General features: G+C 71.5%; 13 protein-coding genes. 10 read left to right on the top strand and 3 right to left on the bottom strand.

All coding sequences use genetic code 11. The annotated features are described in order from the left end of the window. Window positions 1-128 precede the first annotated feature (128 nt). Both pgm and ACZ4FH_RS32605 read right to left on the bottom strand, forming a co-directional pair. Window positions 129-1,769, bottom strand: coding sequence for a phosphoglucomutase (alpha-D-glucose-1,6-bisphosphate-dependent) (gene pgm / locus ACZ4FH_RS32610; protein WP_467309386.1), 1,641 nt, complete (start codon window positions 1,767-1,769; stop codon window positions 129-131). Window positions 1,770-1,816: 47 nt separating this feature from the next. Next, on the bottom strand, window positions 1,817-2,554 hold the full coding sequence (locus ACZ4FH_RS32605) for a 4'-phosphopantetheinyl transferase family protein (protein WP_467309385.1): 738 nt from the start codon (window positions 2,552-2,554) through the stop codon (window positions 1,817-1,819). 179 nt (window positions 2,555-2,733) lie between these two features. Here ACZ4FH_RS32605 and ACZ4FH_RS32600 point away from each other — a divergent pair, with 179 nt between their 5' ends. The 7 genes from ACZ4FH_RS32600 to ACZ4FH_RS32570 all read left to right on the top strand — a co-directional run bounded on the left by ACZ4FH_RS32600 (window position 2,734) and on the right by ACZ4FH_RS32570 (window position 13,734). Further along, window positions 2,734-3,213: a GNAT family N-acetyltransferase gene (locus ACZ4FH_RS32600; protein WP_467309384.1), complete on the top strand. Its 480-nt coding sequence runs from the start codon at window positions 2,734-2,736 to the stop codon at window positions 3,211-3,213. Between the two features lie 400 nt (window positions 3,214-3,613). Beyond that, on the top strand, window positions 3,614-7,903 hold the full coding sequence (locus ACZ4FH_RS32595; RefSeq protein WP_467309383.1) for a discoidin domain-containing protein: 4,290 nt from the start codon (window positions 3,614-3,616) through the stop codon (window positions 7,901-7,903). Window positions 7,904-8,117: 214 nt separating this feature from the next. After that, window positions 8,118-9,542 carry an extracellular solute-binding protein gene (locus tag ACZ4FH_RS32590; protein WP_467309382.1) on the top strand — a complete coding sequence of 475 codons (1,425 nt, stop codon included), beginning with the start codon at window positions 8,118-8,120 and terminating at the stop codon, window positions 9,540-9,542. A 76-nt stretch (window positions 9,543-9,618) separates the two neighbouring features. Next, window positions 9,619-10,578 carry a carbohydrate ABC transporter permease gene (locus ACZ4FH_RS32585; protein WP_383634168.1) on the top strand — a complete coding sequence of 320 codons (960 nt, stop codon included), beginning with the start codon at window positions 9,619-9,621 and terminating at the stop codon, window positions 10,576-10,578. A gap of 16 nt (window positions 10,579-10,594) precedes the next feature. Next, on the top strand, window positions 10,595-11,551 hold the full coding sequence (locus ACZ4FH_RS32580) for a carbohydrate ABC transporter permease (protein ID WP_467309381.1): 957 nt from the start codon (window positions 10,595-10,597) through the stop codon (window positions 11,549-11,551). A gap of 136 nt (window positions 11,552-11,687) precedes the next feature. Next, entirely contained in the window at window positions 11,688-13,313 is a 1,626-nt protein-coding gene (locus ACZ4FH_RS32575; RefSeq protein ID WP_467309380.1) for a glycoside hydrolase family 13 protein, read from the top strand. Window positions 13,314-13,407: 94 nt separating this feature from the next. Then, window positions 13,408-13,734 carry a cupin domain-containing protein gene (locus ACZ4FH_RS32570; RefSeq protein ID WP_467309379.1) on the top strand — a complete coding sequence of 109 codons (327 nt, stop codon included), beginning with the start codon at window positions 13,408-13,410 and terminating at the stop codon, window positions 13,732-13,734. Window positions 13,735-13,740: 6 nt separating this feature from the next. On the opposite strand, the gene ACZ4FH_RS32565 is transcribed toward ACZ4FH_RS32570, so the two are convergent. Then, window positions 13,741-14,100, bottom strand: coding sequence for a YciI family protein (locus ACZ4FH_RS32565; protein WP_467309378.1), 360 nt, complete (start codon window positions 14,098-14,100; stop codon window positions 13,741-13,743). A 164-nt stretch (window positions 14,101-14,264) separates the two neighbouring features. Here ACZ4FH_RS32565 and ACZ4FH_RS32560 point away from each other — a divergent pair, with 164 nt between their 5' ends. From ACZ4FH_RS32560 to ACZ4FH_RS32550, 3 genes are all read left to right on the top strand, one after another. After that, the gene (locus tag ACZ4FH_RS32560; RefSeq protein ID WP_467309377.1) at window positions 14,265-14,891 is read left to right on the top strand and encodes a GNAT family N-acetyltransferase; all 627 of its coding nucleotides are present in this window, start codon (window positions 14,265-14,267) and stop codon (window positions 14,889-14,891) included. Between the two features lie 93 nt (window positions 14,892-14,984). Beyond that, window positions 14,985-15,860 carry an ABC transporter substrate-binding protein gene (locus ACZ4FH_RS32555; protein WP_467309376.1) on the top strand — a complete coding sequence of 292 codons (876 nt, stop codon included), beginning with the start codon at window positions 14,985-14,987 and terminating at the stop codon, window positions 15,858-15,860. Between the two features lie 173 nt (window positions 15,861-16,033). Next, the gene (locus ACZ4FH_RS32550; protein ID WP_467309375.1) at window positions 16,034-16,297 is read left to right on the top strand and encodes a type B 50S ribosomal protein L31; all 264 of its coding nucleotides are present in this window, start codon (window positions 16,034-16,036) and stop codon (window positions 16,295-16,297) included. The last annotated feature ends 13 nt before the right edge of the window (window positions 16,298-16,310 follow it).

The raw sequence follows: 16,310 nt of genomic DNA, 5'->3' as shown, positions 1-16,310 counted from the left end.
GCCCCCCGGGGGGGGGCGCCCCCGCCGCGCCCCCCCCCCGGGCCCGGGGGGCCCCCCCCGGGCGCCCGGGGGGGGCGGGGGCACGGGGGGGGGGGGGGGGGGGCCCCCGCCCCCCCCCCCCCCGCGCTTCAGGCGCCGAGCGCCGCCGAGACGACGGCCCTGGCCTCCTCCTGGACGAGGGCCAGGTGGTCGGCGCCCTTGAAGGACTCCGCGTAGATCTTGTACACGTCCTCGGTGCCCGAGGGACGCGCCGCGAACCAGGCGTTCTCGGTGGTCACCTTGATCCCGCCGATCGCCGCCCCGTTGCCCGGTGCCGAGGTGAGGACGCCGGTGACCGGCTCGCCCGCCAGGGTGTCGGCCGTGACCTGCTCGGGCGAGAGCCGGGCCAGCACCGCCTTCTGCTCACGGTCCGCCGGGGCGTCGATCCGCGCGTACGCCGGTGCGCCGAAGCGCTCGGTCAGCGCGGCGTAGTGCGCGGACGGGGACTCGCCCGTCACCGCGAGGATCTCCGAGGCGAGCAGGGCCAGCAGGATGCCGTCCTTGTCGGTCGTCCACACCGAACCGTCCCGGCGCAGGAACGAGGCCCCGGCCGACTCCTCGCCGCCGAACCCGAGCGAGCCGTCCACCAGTCCGTCGACGAACCACTTGAACCCGACGGGCACCTCCACCAGCCGCCGCCCCAGATCGGCGGCCACCCGGTCGATCATGCCGGAGGACACCAGCGTCTTGCCGACCTCGGCCCCCGACGGCCAGCGGTCGCGGTGCGCGAAGAGGTACTGGATGGCCACGGCCAGATAGTGGTTGGGGTTCATCAGCCCCCCGTCCGGCGTCACGATGCCGTGCCGGTCCGCGTCGGCGTCGTTGCCCGTGGCGATCGCGAACCGGTCGCGCCCCTCGATCAGCGAGGCCATCGCGTACGGCGACGAGCAGTCCATCCGGATCTTCCCGTCCCAGTCCAGCGTCATGAACCGCCAGGTGGGATCGGTGAGCGGATTGACGACGGTCAGATCGAGGCCGTGCTGCTCGGCGATCCGGCCCCAGTACGCGACCGAGGCACCGCCCAGCGGATCGGCGCCGATCCGCACCCCGGCCGCGCGCACCGCGTCCAGGTCCAGCACGGACGGAAGGTCCGTCACATAGCTGCCGAGGAAGTCGTACCGGCCGGTCGTGGAGGCGGCGAGCGCCCGGGTGTACGTCATCCGCCGGACGTCCTTCATCCCGCCCGTGATGATCTCGTTCGCCCGGTCCTGGATCCACCCCGTCGCGTCGGAGCCGGCCGGCCCGCCGCTCGGCGGGTTGTACTTGAACCCGCCGTCGCCCGGCGGATTGTGGGACGGGGTGACGACGACCCCGTCGGCCAGTGCCGCGGTGCGTCCCCGGTTGTGGGTGAGGATCGCGTGCGAGACCGCGGGCGTCGGGGTGTAGCCGTCGGCGGAGTCGATCAGCACGCCCACGCCGTTGGCGGCGAACACTTCGAGGGCGGTGACCCGCGCGGGCTCCGACAGGGCATGGGTGTCGGCGCCCAGGAACAGCGGCCCGTCCGTGCCCTGTTGCTCCCGGTACTCGCAGATCGCCTGACTCGTGGCCGCGATGTGGTCCTCGTTGAACGCGGTGGCCGTCGAGGACCCGCGGTGCCCCGAGGTGCCGAACGCCACCCGCTGCCCGGGGTCCGCCGGGTCCGGATGGAGCGTGTAGTACGCCGTCACCAGCCGTGCCACATCGGTCAGGTCCTCCGGACGCGCCTGCTGTCCGGCTCGTGCGTGCGGCATCTGCCACTCCTCCGTATCGGTCGGTCGGTGCGGTCGGGCCCGCCCCGTCATCTTCGCCGGTCGGCGGGGCCGGCGGGCGCCCGCCCCGCCGCGCGGACCGCCACCGCCGCCGCGTAGCCGTCCGGGACGCGGACGTCGGTGACCGCCCATCCGGCCGGGCCGGCGGCGGGCTCCGGGCCGGTGCCCACGTAGCCGGCGGCCAGCCCCTCGGCCAGGCCGATGCCCTCGCCCTTGAGGTAGGCCTCCTTGCGCGTCCAGACCCGGCCGAACGCAGCCGGCCGCTCCGGTCCGGACAGCTCCGCCAGTTCCCGGACCTCCGCCGGGTGCAATTGGCCGGAGATCTCGGCGATCACCGAGGGCCGCTGGAGGAGTTCGACGTCCGCCCCCACCGGCACCCCGGCGAAGGCGAGCAGGACCAGCCCCCGGGTGTGCGACAGCGAGAAGTGGACGCCGCCGCCGGTCGCCGGGCGGCCGTGCGGCCCGCCGCAGGACGGACACGGCTCACGGGTGAGGGGCACGTCCCGGGGGGCGACGCCGAGCCGGGCGCCGAGCAGCAGCCGCAGCGCCGTGTGCGCGGTGAGGTAGCAGGCGCGGTCGGCCGGGGCCACCAGCTGGGCGGCCCTGGCGCGTTCGGCGGTGTCGAGGATCCCGGGGGCGAGGCGGGCCGCCGCGCCGCCCTGGGCGGCCACGTCGACCAGCCACAGCGAGGGGGCGCCGTCGCCCGGACGCGGAACCGGTGCCCGGTGGCCGTCCTCGGGAAACGTGAAAGTCTCGGGCTGGTACACCGGTACGTCGATTCCTTCGCGGGACGGCTGGCTCGGGCGGCCCGGGGCGGGCCGGGTCATATCCTATGGAGGTCCGCGGGGTGTCCGGCGTACGGTCGGCCCCGAACGGCCGAGTCGCCCCGGACGTACGGGAGTTCCGGAGGCGCGCCGGCCACCGCCCCCCTCGGACAGGAGAACCGATGCCCTCGCACGGCCCCGCACGGCTGCGGAAGGGGCGGCCGCACGACGCGGACGCCCTCACCCGTGTCTTCCTCGACGCCCGCGCCACCGCGCTGCCGTATCTGCCGCGCGTGCACAGCGACGCGGACACCCGGGCGTGGATGGAGCACGTCGTCCTGCCCGGCACCGAGGTGTGGGTGGCCGAACTCCCCGGGGCCGGGGGAGCGTGGGAACCGGCCGGCTTCGTCTCGCTCGACGGCCAGGAACTCGAACACCTCTACCTCCGGCCCGATGTGCGCCGGCGGGGCATCGGGACCCTGCTGCTGGAGAAGGCCAGGGAGCTGAGCCCCGGAGGGCTCGCCCTCCACACCTTCCAGCGCAACACGGCGGCGCGCTCCTTCTACGAGCGGCACGGATTCACCGCCGTCGCCTTCGACGACGGCGGGCGCAACGAGGAGAACGAACCGGACGTCCGCTACCGCTGGAGTCCCTCCGGCTGAACCGGAGGACGTACCGGAACGGAGAAAGGGGCGGGGTCCGCGGACGTGGACCCCGCCCCTTCGTATGCCCGGATACGGCGTCGCCGGGCCGCGCCTCCGAGCTGGGAGCTTTCAGCGCCTTTCATCATGACGCAAATTTCTTGCATTCACGGACCGGGGATCGGCCCTGGTCAGCGTGGTGTCAAATGCCCTGAATGTGCCGGAGGTTGAGGCGGAACACCGCCATCGCCCGTGCTTTCTTCTTCTGTCGGAACAGTGGACTCCCCTTCAATTCTCTGCAACTCTCTGACCGCAAAACGCAAAAGTCCATCCTGCTGGTTGCAGGAATCCATGCCAGCAGGGAAGCAGACAGAGCCGCGCCTCGGCCGTCCCCTGCGCCGAGGCCGAAGATCGGGGACATATGAGAACGCAACGCCGGCGATGGCGGGTCCTCTCCGCCACCGTCACCACGAGCCTGCTGATGGTCGGCTGGCCGGCGCTCCAGGCGTCGGCGGCGGGCGGGCCCGATATCGCCGCGGGGCACCGGACGGCCGCCAGCAGCGCGCTGAGCGGCAGAAGCGCCGGGAACATCGCCGACGGCGACCCCTCCACGTACTGGGAGGGCTCCGGCAACGACCTCCCCCAGTGGGTCCAGAGCGATCTGGGCAAGGTCACCCGCATCGACCGGGTCACGCTGAAGCTCCCGGCCGGCTGGAAGAGCCGGCGCCAGACGCTCTCGCTCCAGGGCAGCGCCGACGGCACCGGTTTCACCACCCTGAAGACCTCGGCCGCGTACACCTTCGCACCGGGCAGCTCCAACACGGTGACCATCGACATCCCGGCCACCCGGACCCGTTACGTCCGGGCGGACATCACCGCGAACACGGTCGCGAAGAACGGCCAGCTCGCCGAGATGGAGGTCCGCGCGGCCGCCGAGTCCTCGGTGAACCTCGCGGCCGGCCGGACCCTCACCGCCAGCAGCCACACCCAGGACTACGTCGAGTCCCACGCCAACGACGGCAACACGGCGACCTACTGGGAGAGCCGCAACAACGAGCTGCCGCAGTGGATCCAGGCCGACCTCGGCTCCTCGGTCCGCGTCGACCGGGTCGTCATGCGGCTGCCCGACGGCTGGGAGACCCGCAGCCAGACCCTGAAGATCCAGGGCAGCGCCAACGGCACGGACTTCAACGACCTCACCCAGGCCAAGGCCTACACCTTCAGCCCCACCGCGGGCGAGACGGCGACGGTCTCCTTCGACGCCACCACCACCCGCTATGTGCGCGTGCTCGTCAGCGCCAACACCGTCCAGCCGGGCGCCCAGTTCTCCGAGCTGGAGATCTACGGCCCCGACGGCGGCGACACCCAGGCACCGACCGCGCCGGCGCAGCTCGCGTACACCGAACCGGCCACCGGGCAGATCAAGCTGACCTGGAAGGCCTCGACGGACGACACCGCCGTCACCGGCTACGACGTCTACGCCGACAACCAGCTGCTCACCAGCGTGGCCGGTGACGTCACCACGTACACCGACACCCGGCCCACCGGTGCGACCGTGTCGTACTACGTCCGGGCCAGGGACGCGGCGGGCAACGTCTCCGCGAACAGCAACACCGTCACCCGCACCGGGGACACCGGGGACACCCAGGCACCCACCGCGCCGGCCGGCCTGGGCTTCACCGAGCCCGCCTCCGGCCAGATCAAGCTGGTCTGGCAGGCGTCCACCGACAACAAGGGCGTCACCGGCTACGACGTCTACGCCAACAACGTGCTGCGCAAGAGCGTGGCGGGCGACGTCACCACGTACACCGACACCCAGTCCGCGGGCACGACCGTGTCGTACTACGTCCGGGCCAGGGACGCGGCGGGCAACGTCTCGGGGAACAGCAACACCGTCACCCGCAACGGGAGCACCGGCGCGGCCTCCAACCTGGCGGTCGGCAAGCCCATCACCGCCTCCTCCGTGGTGCACACCTTCGTCGCGGAGAACGCCAACGACAACCAGGTGACCACCTACTGGGAGGGGGCCGGCGGCAGCTACCCCAACACCCTCACGGTGAAGCTGGGGGCCAACGCCGACACCGAGAACGTCGTCGTCAAGCTCAACCCGGACAGCAGCTGGGGGGCCAGGACCCAGACCATCCAGGTCCTCGGCCGCGAGCAGAGCGCCACGTCGTTCACCGGTCTGGTCGCCGCGAAGGAGTACGCGTTCAGCCCGGCCACCGGCAACACGGTGACCATTCCGGTCTCCTCGCGCGTCGCCGACGTCCAGCTGAAGTTCACCGCCAACACCGGCTCGGGGGCCGGCCAGGTCGCCGAGTTCCAGGTCCTGGGAGCCCCGGCACCCAACCCGAACCTCCAGGTCACCTCGCTGACCGCGGCCCCGGCAGCACCGGTCGAGTCCGACCCGGTGACCCTGACCGCGACGGTGCGCAACAGCGGCGCGGTCGCCGCCCCGGCGAGCAAGGTCGAGTTCCGGCTCGGCGGCTCCAAGGTCGCCACGGCCTCCGTCGGCGCACTGGCGGCCGGGGCCTCGGCCCAGGTGAGCGCGGACATCGGCGCGCGCGACGCGGGCACCTACGCGCTGAGCGCGGTGGCCGACGCGGCCGGTGAGGTCATCGAGCAGAACGAGACCGACAACACCTACACCAGCGCCACCGGCCTGGTCGTCAAGCCGGTCGCCAGCTCGGACCTGGTGTCCGCGGGCGTCAGCACCTCCCCGTCGGCGCCCTCGGCGGGGAACGACGTCAGCTTCTCCGTCGCGCTGAAGAACCAGGGCACGGTGGCCTCCGCCGCCGGCGCCCACGCCGTCACGGTGACCCTGCTCGACGCCAAGGGCGCCACCGTGAAGACCCTGACCGGCAGCTACAGCGGCGCCATCGCGGCGGGCGCCACCACCGCCCCGGTGAACCTGGGCAGCTGGACGGCGGCCAACGGCTCGTACACCGTGCGCACGGTCGTCGCGGACGACGCCAACGAACTCCCGGTCAAGCGCGAGAACAACACCACCACCAGCTCGCTCTTCGTCGGCCGCGGCGCGAACATGCCGTACGACATGTACGAGGCCGAGGACGGCGTCACCGGCGGCGGGGCCCAGGTCGTCGGCCCCAACCGGACCGTGGGCGACGTGGCGGGCGAGGCGTCCGGCCGCAAGGCCGTCACGCTGAACAACACCGGCAACTACGTCGAGTTCACCACCCGGGCCAGCACCAACACCCTGGTGACCCGCTTCTCCATCCCGGACGCGCCCGGCGGCGGAGGCATCGACTCGACGCTGAACGTCTACGTCGACGGAACCTTCCTCAAGGCCATTGACCTCACCTCGAAGTACGCCTGGCTGTACGGCGCCGAGACCGGTCCGGGCAACTCCCCGAGTGCGGGATCGCCGCGGCACATCTACGACGAGGCCAACGTGATGCTGGGCCGGACCGTCCCGGCCGGCAGCAGGATCCGCCTCCAGAAGGACAGCGCCAACACCAGCACCTACGCGATCGACTTCGTCAGCCTGGAGCAGGCGGCGCAGATCGCCAACCCCGACCCGGCGGCGTACGCCGTTCCGGCCGGCTTCACCCACCAGGACGTCCAGAACGCCCTGGACAAGGTGCGCATGGACACCACGGGCACGCTCGTGGGCGTCTACCTCCCGGCCGGCGACTACCAGACCGCGAGCAAGTTCCAGGTCTACGGGAAGGCCGTCCGGGTCGTCGGAGCGGGCCCCTGGTACACCAGGTTCCACGCCCCCTCCGGACAGGAGAACACCGACATCGGCTTCCGCGCCGAGGCGAGTGCCAAGGGATCGACGTTCGCGAACTTCGCGTACTTCGGGAACTACACCTCCCGCATCGACGGCCCCGGCAAGGTGTTCGACTTCTCCAACGTCTCGGACATGGTCATCGACAACGTCTGGAACGAGCACACGGTGTGCCTGTACTGGGGTGCGAACACCGACGGCATCACCATCAAGAACTCCCGCATCCGCGACACCTTCGCCGACGGCATCAACATGACCAACGGCTCGACGGACAACCACGTCGTCAACAACGAGGCGCGGGCCACCGGCGACGACAGCTTCGCGCTGTTCTCGGCGATCGACTCCGGCGGCGCGGACATGAAGAACAACGTCTACGAGAACCTCACGGCGATCCTGACCTGGCGCGCCGCGGGCGTGGCCGTCTACGGCGGCTACAACAACACCTTCCGCAACATCCACATCGCCGACACCCTCGTCTACTCGGGCATCACGGTCAGCTCGCTGGACTTCGGCTACCCGATGAACGGCTTCGGGACCGATCCGACGACGGTCGAGAACGTCTCCGTGGTCCGTGCGGGCGGTCATTTCTGGGGGTCGCAGACCTTCCCCGGGATCTGGCTGTTCTCGGCCTCCAAGGTCTTCCAGGGCATCCGGATCAACCACGTGGACATCGTCGACCCGACGTACAGCGGGATCATGTTCCAGACGAACTACGTGGGGGGCCAGCCGCAGTTCCCGATCAAGGACACGATCCTGACCGACATCTCGATCACCGGCGCCCGCAAGAGCGGTGACGCCTACGACGCCAAGTCGGGCTTCGGTCTGTGGGCCAACGAGATGCCGGAGGCGGGCCAGGGCCCGGCCGTCGGCGAGGTCACGTTCAACGGGCTCAGGCTCAGCGGAAACGCGCTGGACGTGAAGAACACCACCTCCACCATGAAGATCAACATCAACCCGTAGCAGGGCCTGCTCCCAGGGGCGCCGTCCGGTTCGCCGGGCGGCGCCCCGCGCTGCGCCCGCACCGGACGACGCATGCCGCGTGCGAACGACTGTCAAACTTTTACGAAAACTGCGCGAGATATTGCGCTCACATGTCGGCGCTGGTTGAGTGTGCCTCGCCCCGGCAGAGAGCCGGCCGAGGGCCTTCCACGCTCATGCCCGAAGGGGACCATCGATGAGAAGTGCCGGGTTGCACCGCACACGCCGTATCAGCCGTGCCTCCGCGGCTGCCCTTGTCACCGCCCTTGCCCTGACCTCGCTCGCGGCCTGCGGCACGAGCAGCAGCAAGGACAGCGACTCGAACAGCACCTCGAAGGGGTCGTCCGACCCTTCGGCCCCGCTCGACCCGAAGACCAAGGTCACGATCTCGATCGACTGCATGCCGCCGGCGGCCAAGGCCGCCGAGCTGCGCGAGTGGAACGAGGACATCAAGACGTTCAACAAGACCTACCCGAACGTCACGATCAACGGGAAGTCCACCCCCGGCCAGTGCAACGAGCCGCCCCGGTTCACCGCCATGCTGAAGGGCAAGTCCCAGCCCGACGTCTTCTACGCCTACTTCAGCGACCTCCAGCAGGTCCTGGACAACGACGGCGCCGAGGACATCTCCGCCTACGTCACCGACAAGACGGTCCCGGCGCTCAAGGACATCCAGCCCCAGGTCGTCGACGTGGCGCGCAAGGACGGCAAGCTCTACGGCCTGCCGACCAGCAACTACACCATGGGCCTGATGATCAACCGGAAGCTGTTCACCCAGGCCGGTCTCGACCCGAACAAGCCCCCGGCCACCTGGGACGAGGTCCGCGCGGCGGCCAAGAAGATCGCCGGCCTCGGCAAGGGCATCTCCGGCTACGGCGAGTACAGCGCCGGCAACAACGGCGGCTGGCACTTCGCCGCCACCCAGTTCGGCCTCGGCGGCGAGATGGTCGACGCCTCGGGCAAGAAGGCCGCCTTCAACAACGACACCGGCCGGCAGGTCCTCCAGCAGCTGCACGACATGCGCTGGGAGGACGACAGCATGGGCAAGACCCAGCTGCTGAAGTGGGGCGACCTCCAGAAGCAGATCGCCAGCGACAAGCTCGGCATGTTCCTGGCCGCCCCCGACGACATCGCGTACATGGTGCAGCAGCTCGGCGCCTCGTACGAGAACTTCGGCCTCGGCCCGATCCCCGGCGCGAAGGGAACCCTCTTCGGCGGCAACAACTACCTGATCAAGAAGGGCAGCTCGCCCGACCAGATCAAGGCCGCCATCGCCTGGCTCAACTTCAAGAACCTCTCGGTCGGCAAGGGGCAGTTCGACTGGGCCCGCACCAAGGCCGACAAGCTCCCCGTCGGTCTCCCGCAGCCGAACTTCTTCCTCGGTGACAGCAAGACCAAGGACGACGCCGCACGCGCCGAGAACGCGACGATGCCCGTCGAGAACTTCAAGGCCTTCATGGACAACCCCGTCCCCGGCAAGGCCGAGCCGCCGAAGGCCCAGGAGATCTACAAGATCCTCGACAACGCCATGTCCGGCGTGCTGACCAACAAGGGCGCCGACATCGACAAGCTGCTCTCCACCGCCGAGCAGCAGGTCAACCAGGTTCTGGCGAACCAGTAAGGGACGCGAGGGGCCGGGTCCCCCGGACCCGGCCCCGCACCCGCCCCGCTCAGTTCAACGGCACCGAGGAGACACCATGTCGGCCCCAACCCTGTCCCCGCGCAAGGCGACCAGGCCTCGCCACGGACACCCGGACCCCGCCCGCCGGACCTCCGGCCGGGAGGAGTTCCTGCGCGCCGTGCGCCGCAACATCTCGGCCCACGGCTTCCTCATCGGAGCGGTGCTCTGCTTCTCGCTCTTCTCCTGGTATCCGATGGTCCGGGAATTCGTCCTGGCCTTCCAGAAGACCGAGGACGGCACGACCACCTGGGCCGGCTGGTCCAACCTGACCTACGTCTTCAACGACCCGGCCTTCTGGCAGGCCTGGCGCAACACCCTGCTGTTCACCGTCCTCGCGCTGCTCCTCGGCTTCGTCGTCCCGTTCGTCGTCGCCGTCGTGCTCAACGAGTTCCGCCACGGACAGGGCTATCTGCGGCTGCTCGTCTACCTCCCCGTGATGCTGCCGCCCGTCGCGTCCGTCCTGCTCTTCAAGTACTTCTACGACCCCGGATACGGCCTCTTCAACCGCATCCTGGACGTCTTCCACCTGCCCGCGCAGCAGTGGCTCCAGGACACCGACACCGCCATGCTCTCCGTCGTCATCGCGGCGACCTGGATGAACATGGGCGGCGCCACGCTCATCTACCTGGCCGCCCTCCAGGGCATCCCCGGAGAGCTGTACGAGGCCGCCGAACTGGACGGGGCGGGGCTGCTGCGCAAGATCTGGCACGTCACCATCCCGCAGACCCGGCTGATCCTCTCGCTCCTCCTGCTCATGCAGATCATCGCGACGATGCAGGTCTTCACCGAGCCGTTCCTGCTCACCAACGGCGCCGGCCCCGAGGGCTCCACCACCACCGTCGTCTACCTCATTTACCAGTACGCCTTCAACTTCAACAACTACGGCAGCGCGGCGGCACTCGGCCTCGTCCTGCTCGTCGTCCTCGCGGGATTCTCCGCGGTGTACGTACGACTGAGCCGCAGCAGCGAAGACTAGGACGGGAGCCAGGACCATGGCATCGAACACGTTTGTCTCCCGGCGCGGGAGCGCGCGCAAGGAACGGCGCGGGGTCTCCAAGGGACGCGCCGAACTCGGCCGCCAGCGGACCCTCGTCTCGCCGGCCCAGCTCGCCCGGCCGCGCGGCCGGGCCGTCTACTGGACGGTCTTCGCCCTGGTGATCATCGTCTTCACGGCGGTCTTCCTCGGCCCGCTGTACTGGATGGTCACCGGCGGCCTCAAGACCACCCAGGAAGTCGTCCAGAGTCCGCCCACCTTCTTCCCCGGATCGGTCCACACGGAGAACTACAGCCAGGCCTGGAACGTGATGGACCTGTCCAAGCTGCTGTTCAACACGCTCTACTACGCCTTCGGCGCGCTGGCCTTCCAGCTCGTCTTCGACGTGGCCGCCGCCTACTCGCTCTCCAAGCTCCGGCCGGTCTTCGGCAAGGCCATCCTCGGCATGATGCTGGCCACCCTGATGATCCCGGCGACCGTGCTGGTCGTGCCCCAGTACCTCACGGTCCTGGACGTGCCCGTCTTCCAGCGGAACCTGGTCAACTCGCCCTGGGCGATCTGGCTGCCGTCGGTCACCAACGCCTTCAACATCTTCCTGCTGAAGCGCTTCTTCGACTCCATCCCGCGCGAACTGCTGGACGCCGCCTCCATCGACGGGGCCTCGCCGCTGCGCACCCTGCGCTCGATCATCCTGCCGATCTCCCGGCCGATCCTCGGCGTCGTCTCCATCTTCGCCGTGGTCGGGGTCTGGAAGGACTTCCTCTGGCCGATGCTCACCCTGCCCGACCCGTCGAAGCAGACGCTCAACGTGGGCATCTACTCCCTGGCCAGCGGTGTGCCCGAGAACGTGCTCATCGCGGCCCTCACCATCGCGTCGATCCCGACGCTGCTCATCTTCCTGCTCTTCCAGCGCAACATCATGAGCGGTCTCACCGCGGGCGGTCTCAAGGGCTAGCCCCTTCCCGGGCCGCGCCCCGCGACCCGGGGCCCCGCCCGGCCGCCCTCCCCCCAGCACTCCGCCGCCGGCTCTCCCATCCTGCCCCGCCCGACGGGCCGGCGGCGGAGTCCCACCTGCCCGAAAGGAACGTCACGTGGCAGCCAACCGTCCGTCCGACGCCACCACGAACTGGTGGCGGGACGCCGCCATCTACCAGGTCTACCCGCGCAGCTTCGCCGATGGCGACGGTGACGGCACCGGCGACCTCGCGGGGGTCCGGGCGAAACTGCCCTACCTCGCCGAACTCGGCGTGGACGCGCTCTGGTTCACCCCCTGGTACCTCTCGCCCCTCGCCGACGGCGGCTACGACGTGGCCGACTACCGCACCATCGACCCCGCCTTCGGCACCCTCGCCGAGGCCGAGAAGCTGATCGCCGAGGCCCGTGCGCTGGGCATCCGCACCATCATCGACATCGTGCCCAACCACGTCTCCGACCAGCACGCCTGGTTCCGGGCCGCCCTGGCCGCCGGACCCGGCAGCCCCGAGCGCGAGCTGTTCCACTTCCGCGCCGGGCGCGGCGACGACGGCGAGATCCCGCCCAACGACTGGGTCTCCGAATTCGGCGGCACCCCCTGGACCCGGCTCGACGACGGCCAGTGGTACCTCCACCTCTTCGCCACCCAGCAGCCCGACCTCAACTGGGCCCACCCGGCCGTCCGCCAGGAGCACGAGGACGTCCTGCGCTTCTGGTTCGAACGCGGCGTCGCCGGCGTACGCATCGACTCCGCCGCCCTGCTCGCCAAGGACCCGGAGCTGCCCGACTTCACCGAGGGCCGCGACCCCAACCCGTACGTCGACCGCGACGAACTGCACGACATCTACCGCTCCTGGCGCGCCATAGCCGATGAGTACGACGGGGTCTTCGTCGGCGAGGTCTGGCTCCCGGACACCGAGCGGTTCGCCCGCTATCTGCGCCCCGACGAACTGCACACCGCCTTCAACTTCAACTTCCTGGCCTGCCCCTGGGACCCCGCGCGGCTGCGCACCGCGATCGACGACACCCTCACCGAGCACGCCTCGGTCGGCGCCCCGGCCACCTGGGTCCTGTGCAACCACGACGTGACCCGCACCGTCACCCGCTACGGCCGTGCGGACACCGGCTTCGACTTCGCGGCCAAGGCCTTCGGCACCCCGACGGACCTCGCCCTCGGCACCCGGCGGGCGCGCGCCGCCGCACTCCTCTCGCTGGCCCTGCCCGGCGCGGCCTACCTCTACCAGGGCGAGGAGCTGGGGCTCCCCGAGGCCGACATCCCGCTGGACCGCATCCAGGACCCGATGCACTTCCGCAAGGGCGGCACCGACCCCGGCCGCGACGGCTGCCGGGTCCCGCTGCCCTGGCGGGCCGGGGAGCCGCACGTCGGCTTCGGCGGAGCCGCCGAACCCTGGCTGCCCCAGCCCGAGGGCTGGTCCGCCTACGCCGCCGACCGGCAGAGCGGCGACCCGGACTCCATGCTCACCCTCTACCGCGAGGCCCTGCGGCTGCGCCGCACCGAACCCGGGTTCGCCACCGGGGGCGAGGCCGGAATCCGCACGCTGACCTGGCTGGACGCGGCGCCCGGCGTCCTCGCCTTCGCCCGCACCGAGGGCCTGGTCTGCGTGGTCAACCTGGCCGCCGAACCCGCCGGGCTGCCGCCCCACCGCGCGCTCCTGCTCGCCAGCGGCCCGCTCGACGAGGACGGCCGCCTGCCCCGGGACACCGCCGTCTGGCTGCGCGTCTGACCGCCGCGCCCGCACCCGCCGGTCCGGCCGTGCCCCGCGCACGGCCGGGCCCGGCAGGATCGCGGGGGAGCGGGGGCTGCGGCACAGTGGGCACATGGACGCACCCCATGACCTGAACGCCCTGGCCGACGAACACCTCGCGAAGGCCCGCACCTCGCCGCACGGCCGCAGCGCCCATCTGCTCCTCCACGAGGACCCGCTGCGCCAGACCGTCATCGCGCTGACCGAGGGCAGCGCGCTGGACGAGCACAACGCCCCGCCCGCGGCCACCCTCCAGGTGCTGCGCGGCGCGGTCCGGCTCACCGCCCCCTCCGGGGACGTGGACCTCGCGGGCGGACGGCTGCACCCCATCCCCCAGGAGCGGCACGGACTGCTGGCCCTGGAGGACGCCGTGGTGCTGCTGACGGCCGTCAACGGCTGACCGGGCTCACCCCTCCGCGTCCCCCTCGAAGGCGCGGACCTCGACCGGGAGCCCGATGGCCAGCGCGGCCCTGCGGCCCCAGTCCAGCGCCTCCTCCCGGTCGGTGGCCCGCACGATGCTGATCCCGCCGACGTACTGCGGTCCCTCGGTCCACGGACGGTCGTCGAGCACCGTGCCGCCGCCGTCCCGCGCGCGGACGACGGTGGCGGTGTCGGGTGCGGCGAGCCCGCCGTCGAATACCTGGGCCCCGGAGTCCAGCAGTTCCTGGTGGAACGCCCCGACCCGGCGCATGATCTGCTCCAGTTCCTCGGGGGAGGGCGGGACGCCGTCGGTGGGGGTGATCACGCTGAGCAGGTAGTGCTTCACGGTGGTGCCTCCTCGGCCGCGGTGCCGGCGCGGTGCCGGCCCCCGTCCTCTCTACGCAGCTCCGCCGCCCGGACCGGTCCGGGACACGGTGCCGTTCGGTGGATTCGCCGGGACGGGGCCCCCAACCCCTTGTGGGAGCGCTCCCAAAGCCGCAGGATGACCGCATGACCGCGCTTCCCGGCCCACGGCCCTACCACCCGGACGACCGCGCCGCCCTCGACGACATCTGCGTCCGCACCGCCGACAACGGCGGCGACTCCCGGCACCTCTACCCCGACCACGCGCTGATGCCCACGATCTTCGCCGCGCCCTACGCCCACCTCGAACCGGAGCTGGCCTTCGTCCTCGACGACGGCACCGGCCGGGCCGTCGGCTACATCCTGGGGACCGCCGACACCCCGCGCTTCGTACGGGACTTCAGGGAGCGCTGGCTGCCCCTGGTGGAGGACCGCTACCCCCGGCCCGACCGGGCACCGGCCACCCCCGCGGAGGAGATGATCCGCCTCCTGCACGACCCGGAGCGCATGGTCCTGCCCGAACTCGCCGGCCACCCCGCCCACCTGCACATCGACCTGCTGCCCGACTGGCAGCGCAGGGGCTGGGGCAGACAGCTCATGCGCACCTTCCTCGCGGCCCTGGCCGCCCGGGACGTCAAGGGCGTGCACCTGTCCATGCTCACGGCCAACACCCCGGCCCGGCACTTCTACGACCGGCTCGGCTTCACCGAGATCGCCGTCCCCGACCCCGGACCGGTCACCTACCTGGTGCGCTCCACGGACCCCGGCCTCTGACCCGTCCCCGTGTTCTCCGGCCGGAGGCTGGGCAGGAAGACCTCGACGAGACCGCGACGGGGGGCGGACGGCCGGTGGCGAGAGGTGGATGGCATGGGTGAGCGGACGGTATGGCAGTTCTCCGACGACCGGGGGCAGGTGTCGGCCGCCGGGCGGCGCCCGGAACGGGTCCTCGCCTACGTCCAGGCCGGCGCGACCTTATGGGACCACGGCATCCGCCCCCGGGCGATATTCGGCTCCGGCCACGACGACCCGGCCGTCCCGGACCCGGCCAAGACCGGCGCGCTGCCGCCGGCCGAGGTCACGTACATCGGCGCGGGCGCCGCGCTCGACGTCGACACCCTGCTGGAGGGGGCGCCCGAACTCGTGGTCGCCGTCACCTACGGAGGCGGCCAGGTCTACGGCCTCGACCCGGAGGCCGCGAAGCACCTGGAGGGGCACGTCCCGGTCGTGGTCGTCGACGTGGGCCAGGGGCGCACCCTCGCGGAGATCACCGGGCGGTTCGCCGAACTGGCCCGCGCCCTGGGCGGCGCGGAGCCCGGCAGCGCCGGACGGGAGCGGGACGCCGCCCGGGACCGGCTGCGCGCGCTCACGGCGGGGCCGCGCCGCGCCCGGGTCCTCGCCCTCTCCCCGGACGGCCCGGACCGGGTGCACCTGGCCCGCCCCCGGATGTGGCCCGAACTGCGGGTGCTGACCGAACTCGGCGTGGAGCTGGTGGAGCCGCCCGAGGGACCGGGCGCCAACTGGTCCACGGCCGGCTGGGAACAGGCCGCCGAGCCCCTGCCCGACATCGTCCTCGCCGACTCCCGGGCCCACGCCACTCGACTCGCCTCCCTCCCGCCCGGCGGACCGTGGGCCGCGGCCGGCGGGAACGCGGCCCGGGTGGTGCCCTGGAACCCGGAGCCGGTGTGCAGCGCCCGCGCCCACGCCCGCTTCCTCGGCCGGGTGGCCGACGCCCTGGAGGCCTGACCGGCACCCGCCGCCCCGTGCGGCGGTGCCCCGTACGGACGCGTGGGGATCGCGCGGACGGCCCGGATTCGCGAGGCTGGCCGGGAGGTCCCGCGCCCCTGGGCCTGTCCGGCCGTTCCCGTCCGCCGGGCGCGGCCGGACAGGCCCGAACCCGTACCTTCCCAGGAGCAGGCATGCAGCAGGACAAGCATCCGACCTACCGCCCCGTGGTCTTCCGCGACCGTTCGGCCGGCTACGCCTTTCTGACCCGGTCCACCGCGTCCAGCGACCGGACGATCGACTGGGACGACGGCACCACCTACCCCGTCATCGATGTGGAGATCTCGGCGGAGAGCCACCCGTTCTTCACCGGCAAGGCACGCGCCGTGGACACGGAGGGCCGGATCGCCAGGTTCGAGCGCCGTTACGGCCAGGAGGGCGGCGCCCCCGCGTCCTGAGCCGTTTCCGTGC

The organism is Streptomyces sp. NPDC024555 (assembly GCF_055559335.1).
Note: the sequence above shows the minus strand (reverse complement) of the source record. Positions and strands in the feature narration are given on the sequence as shown.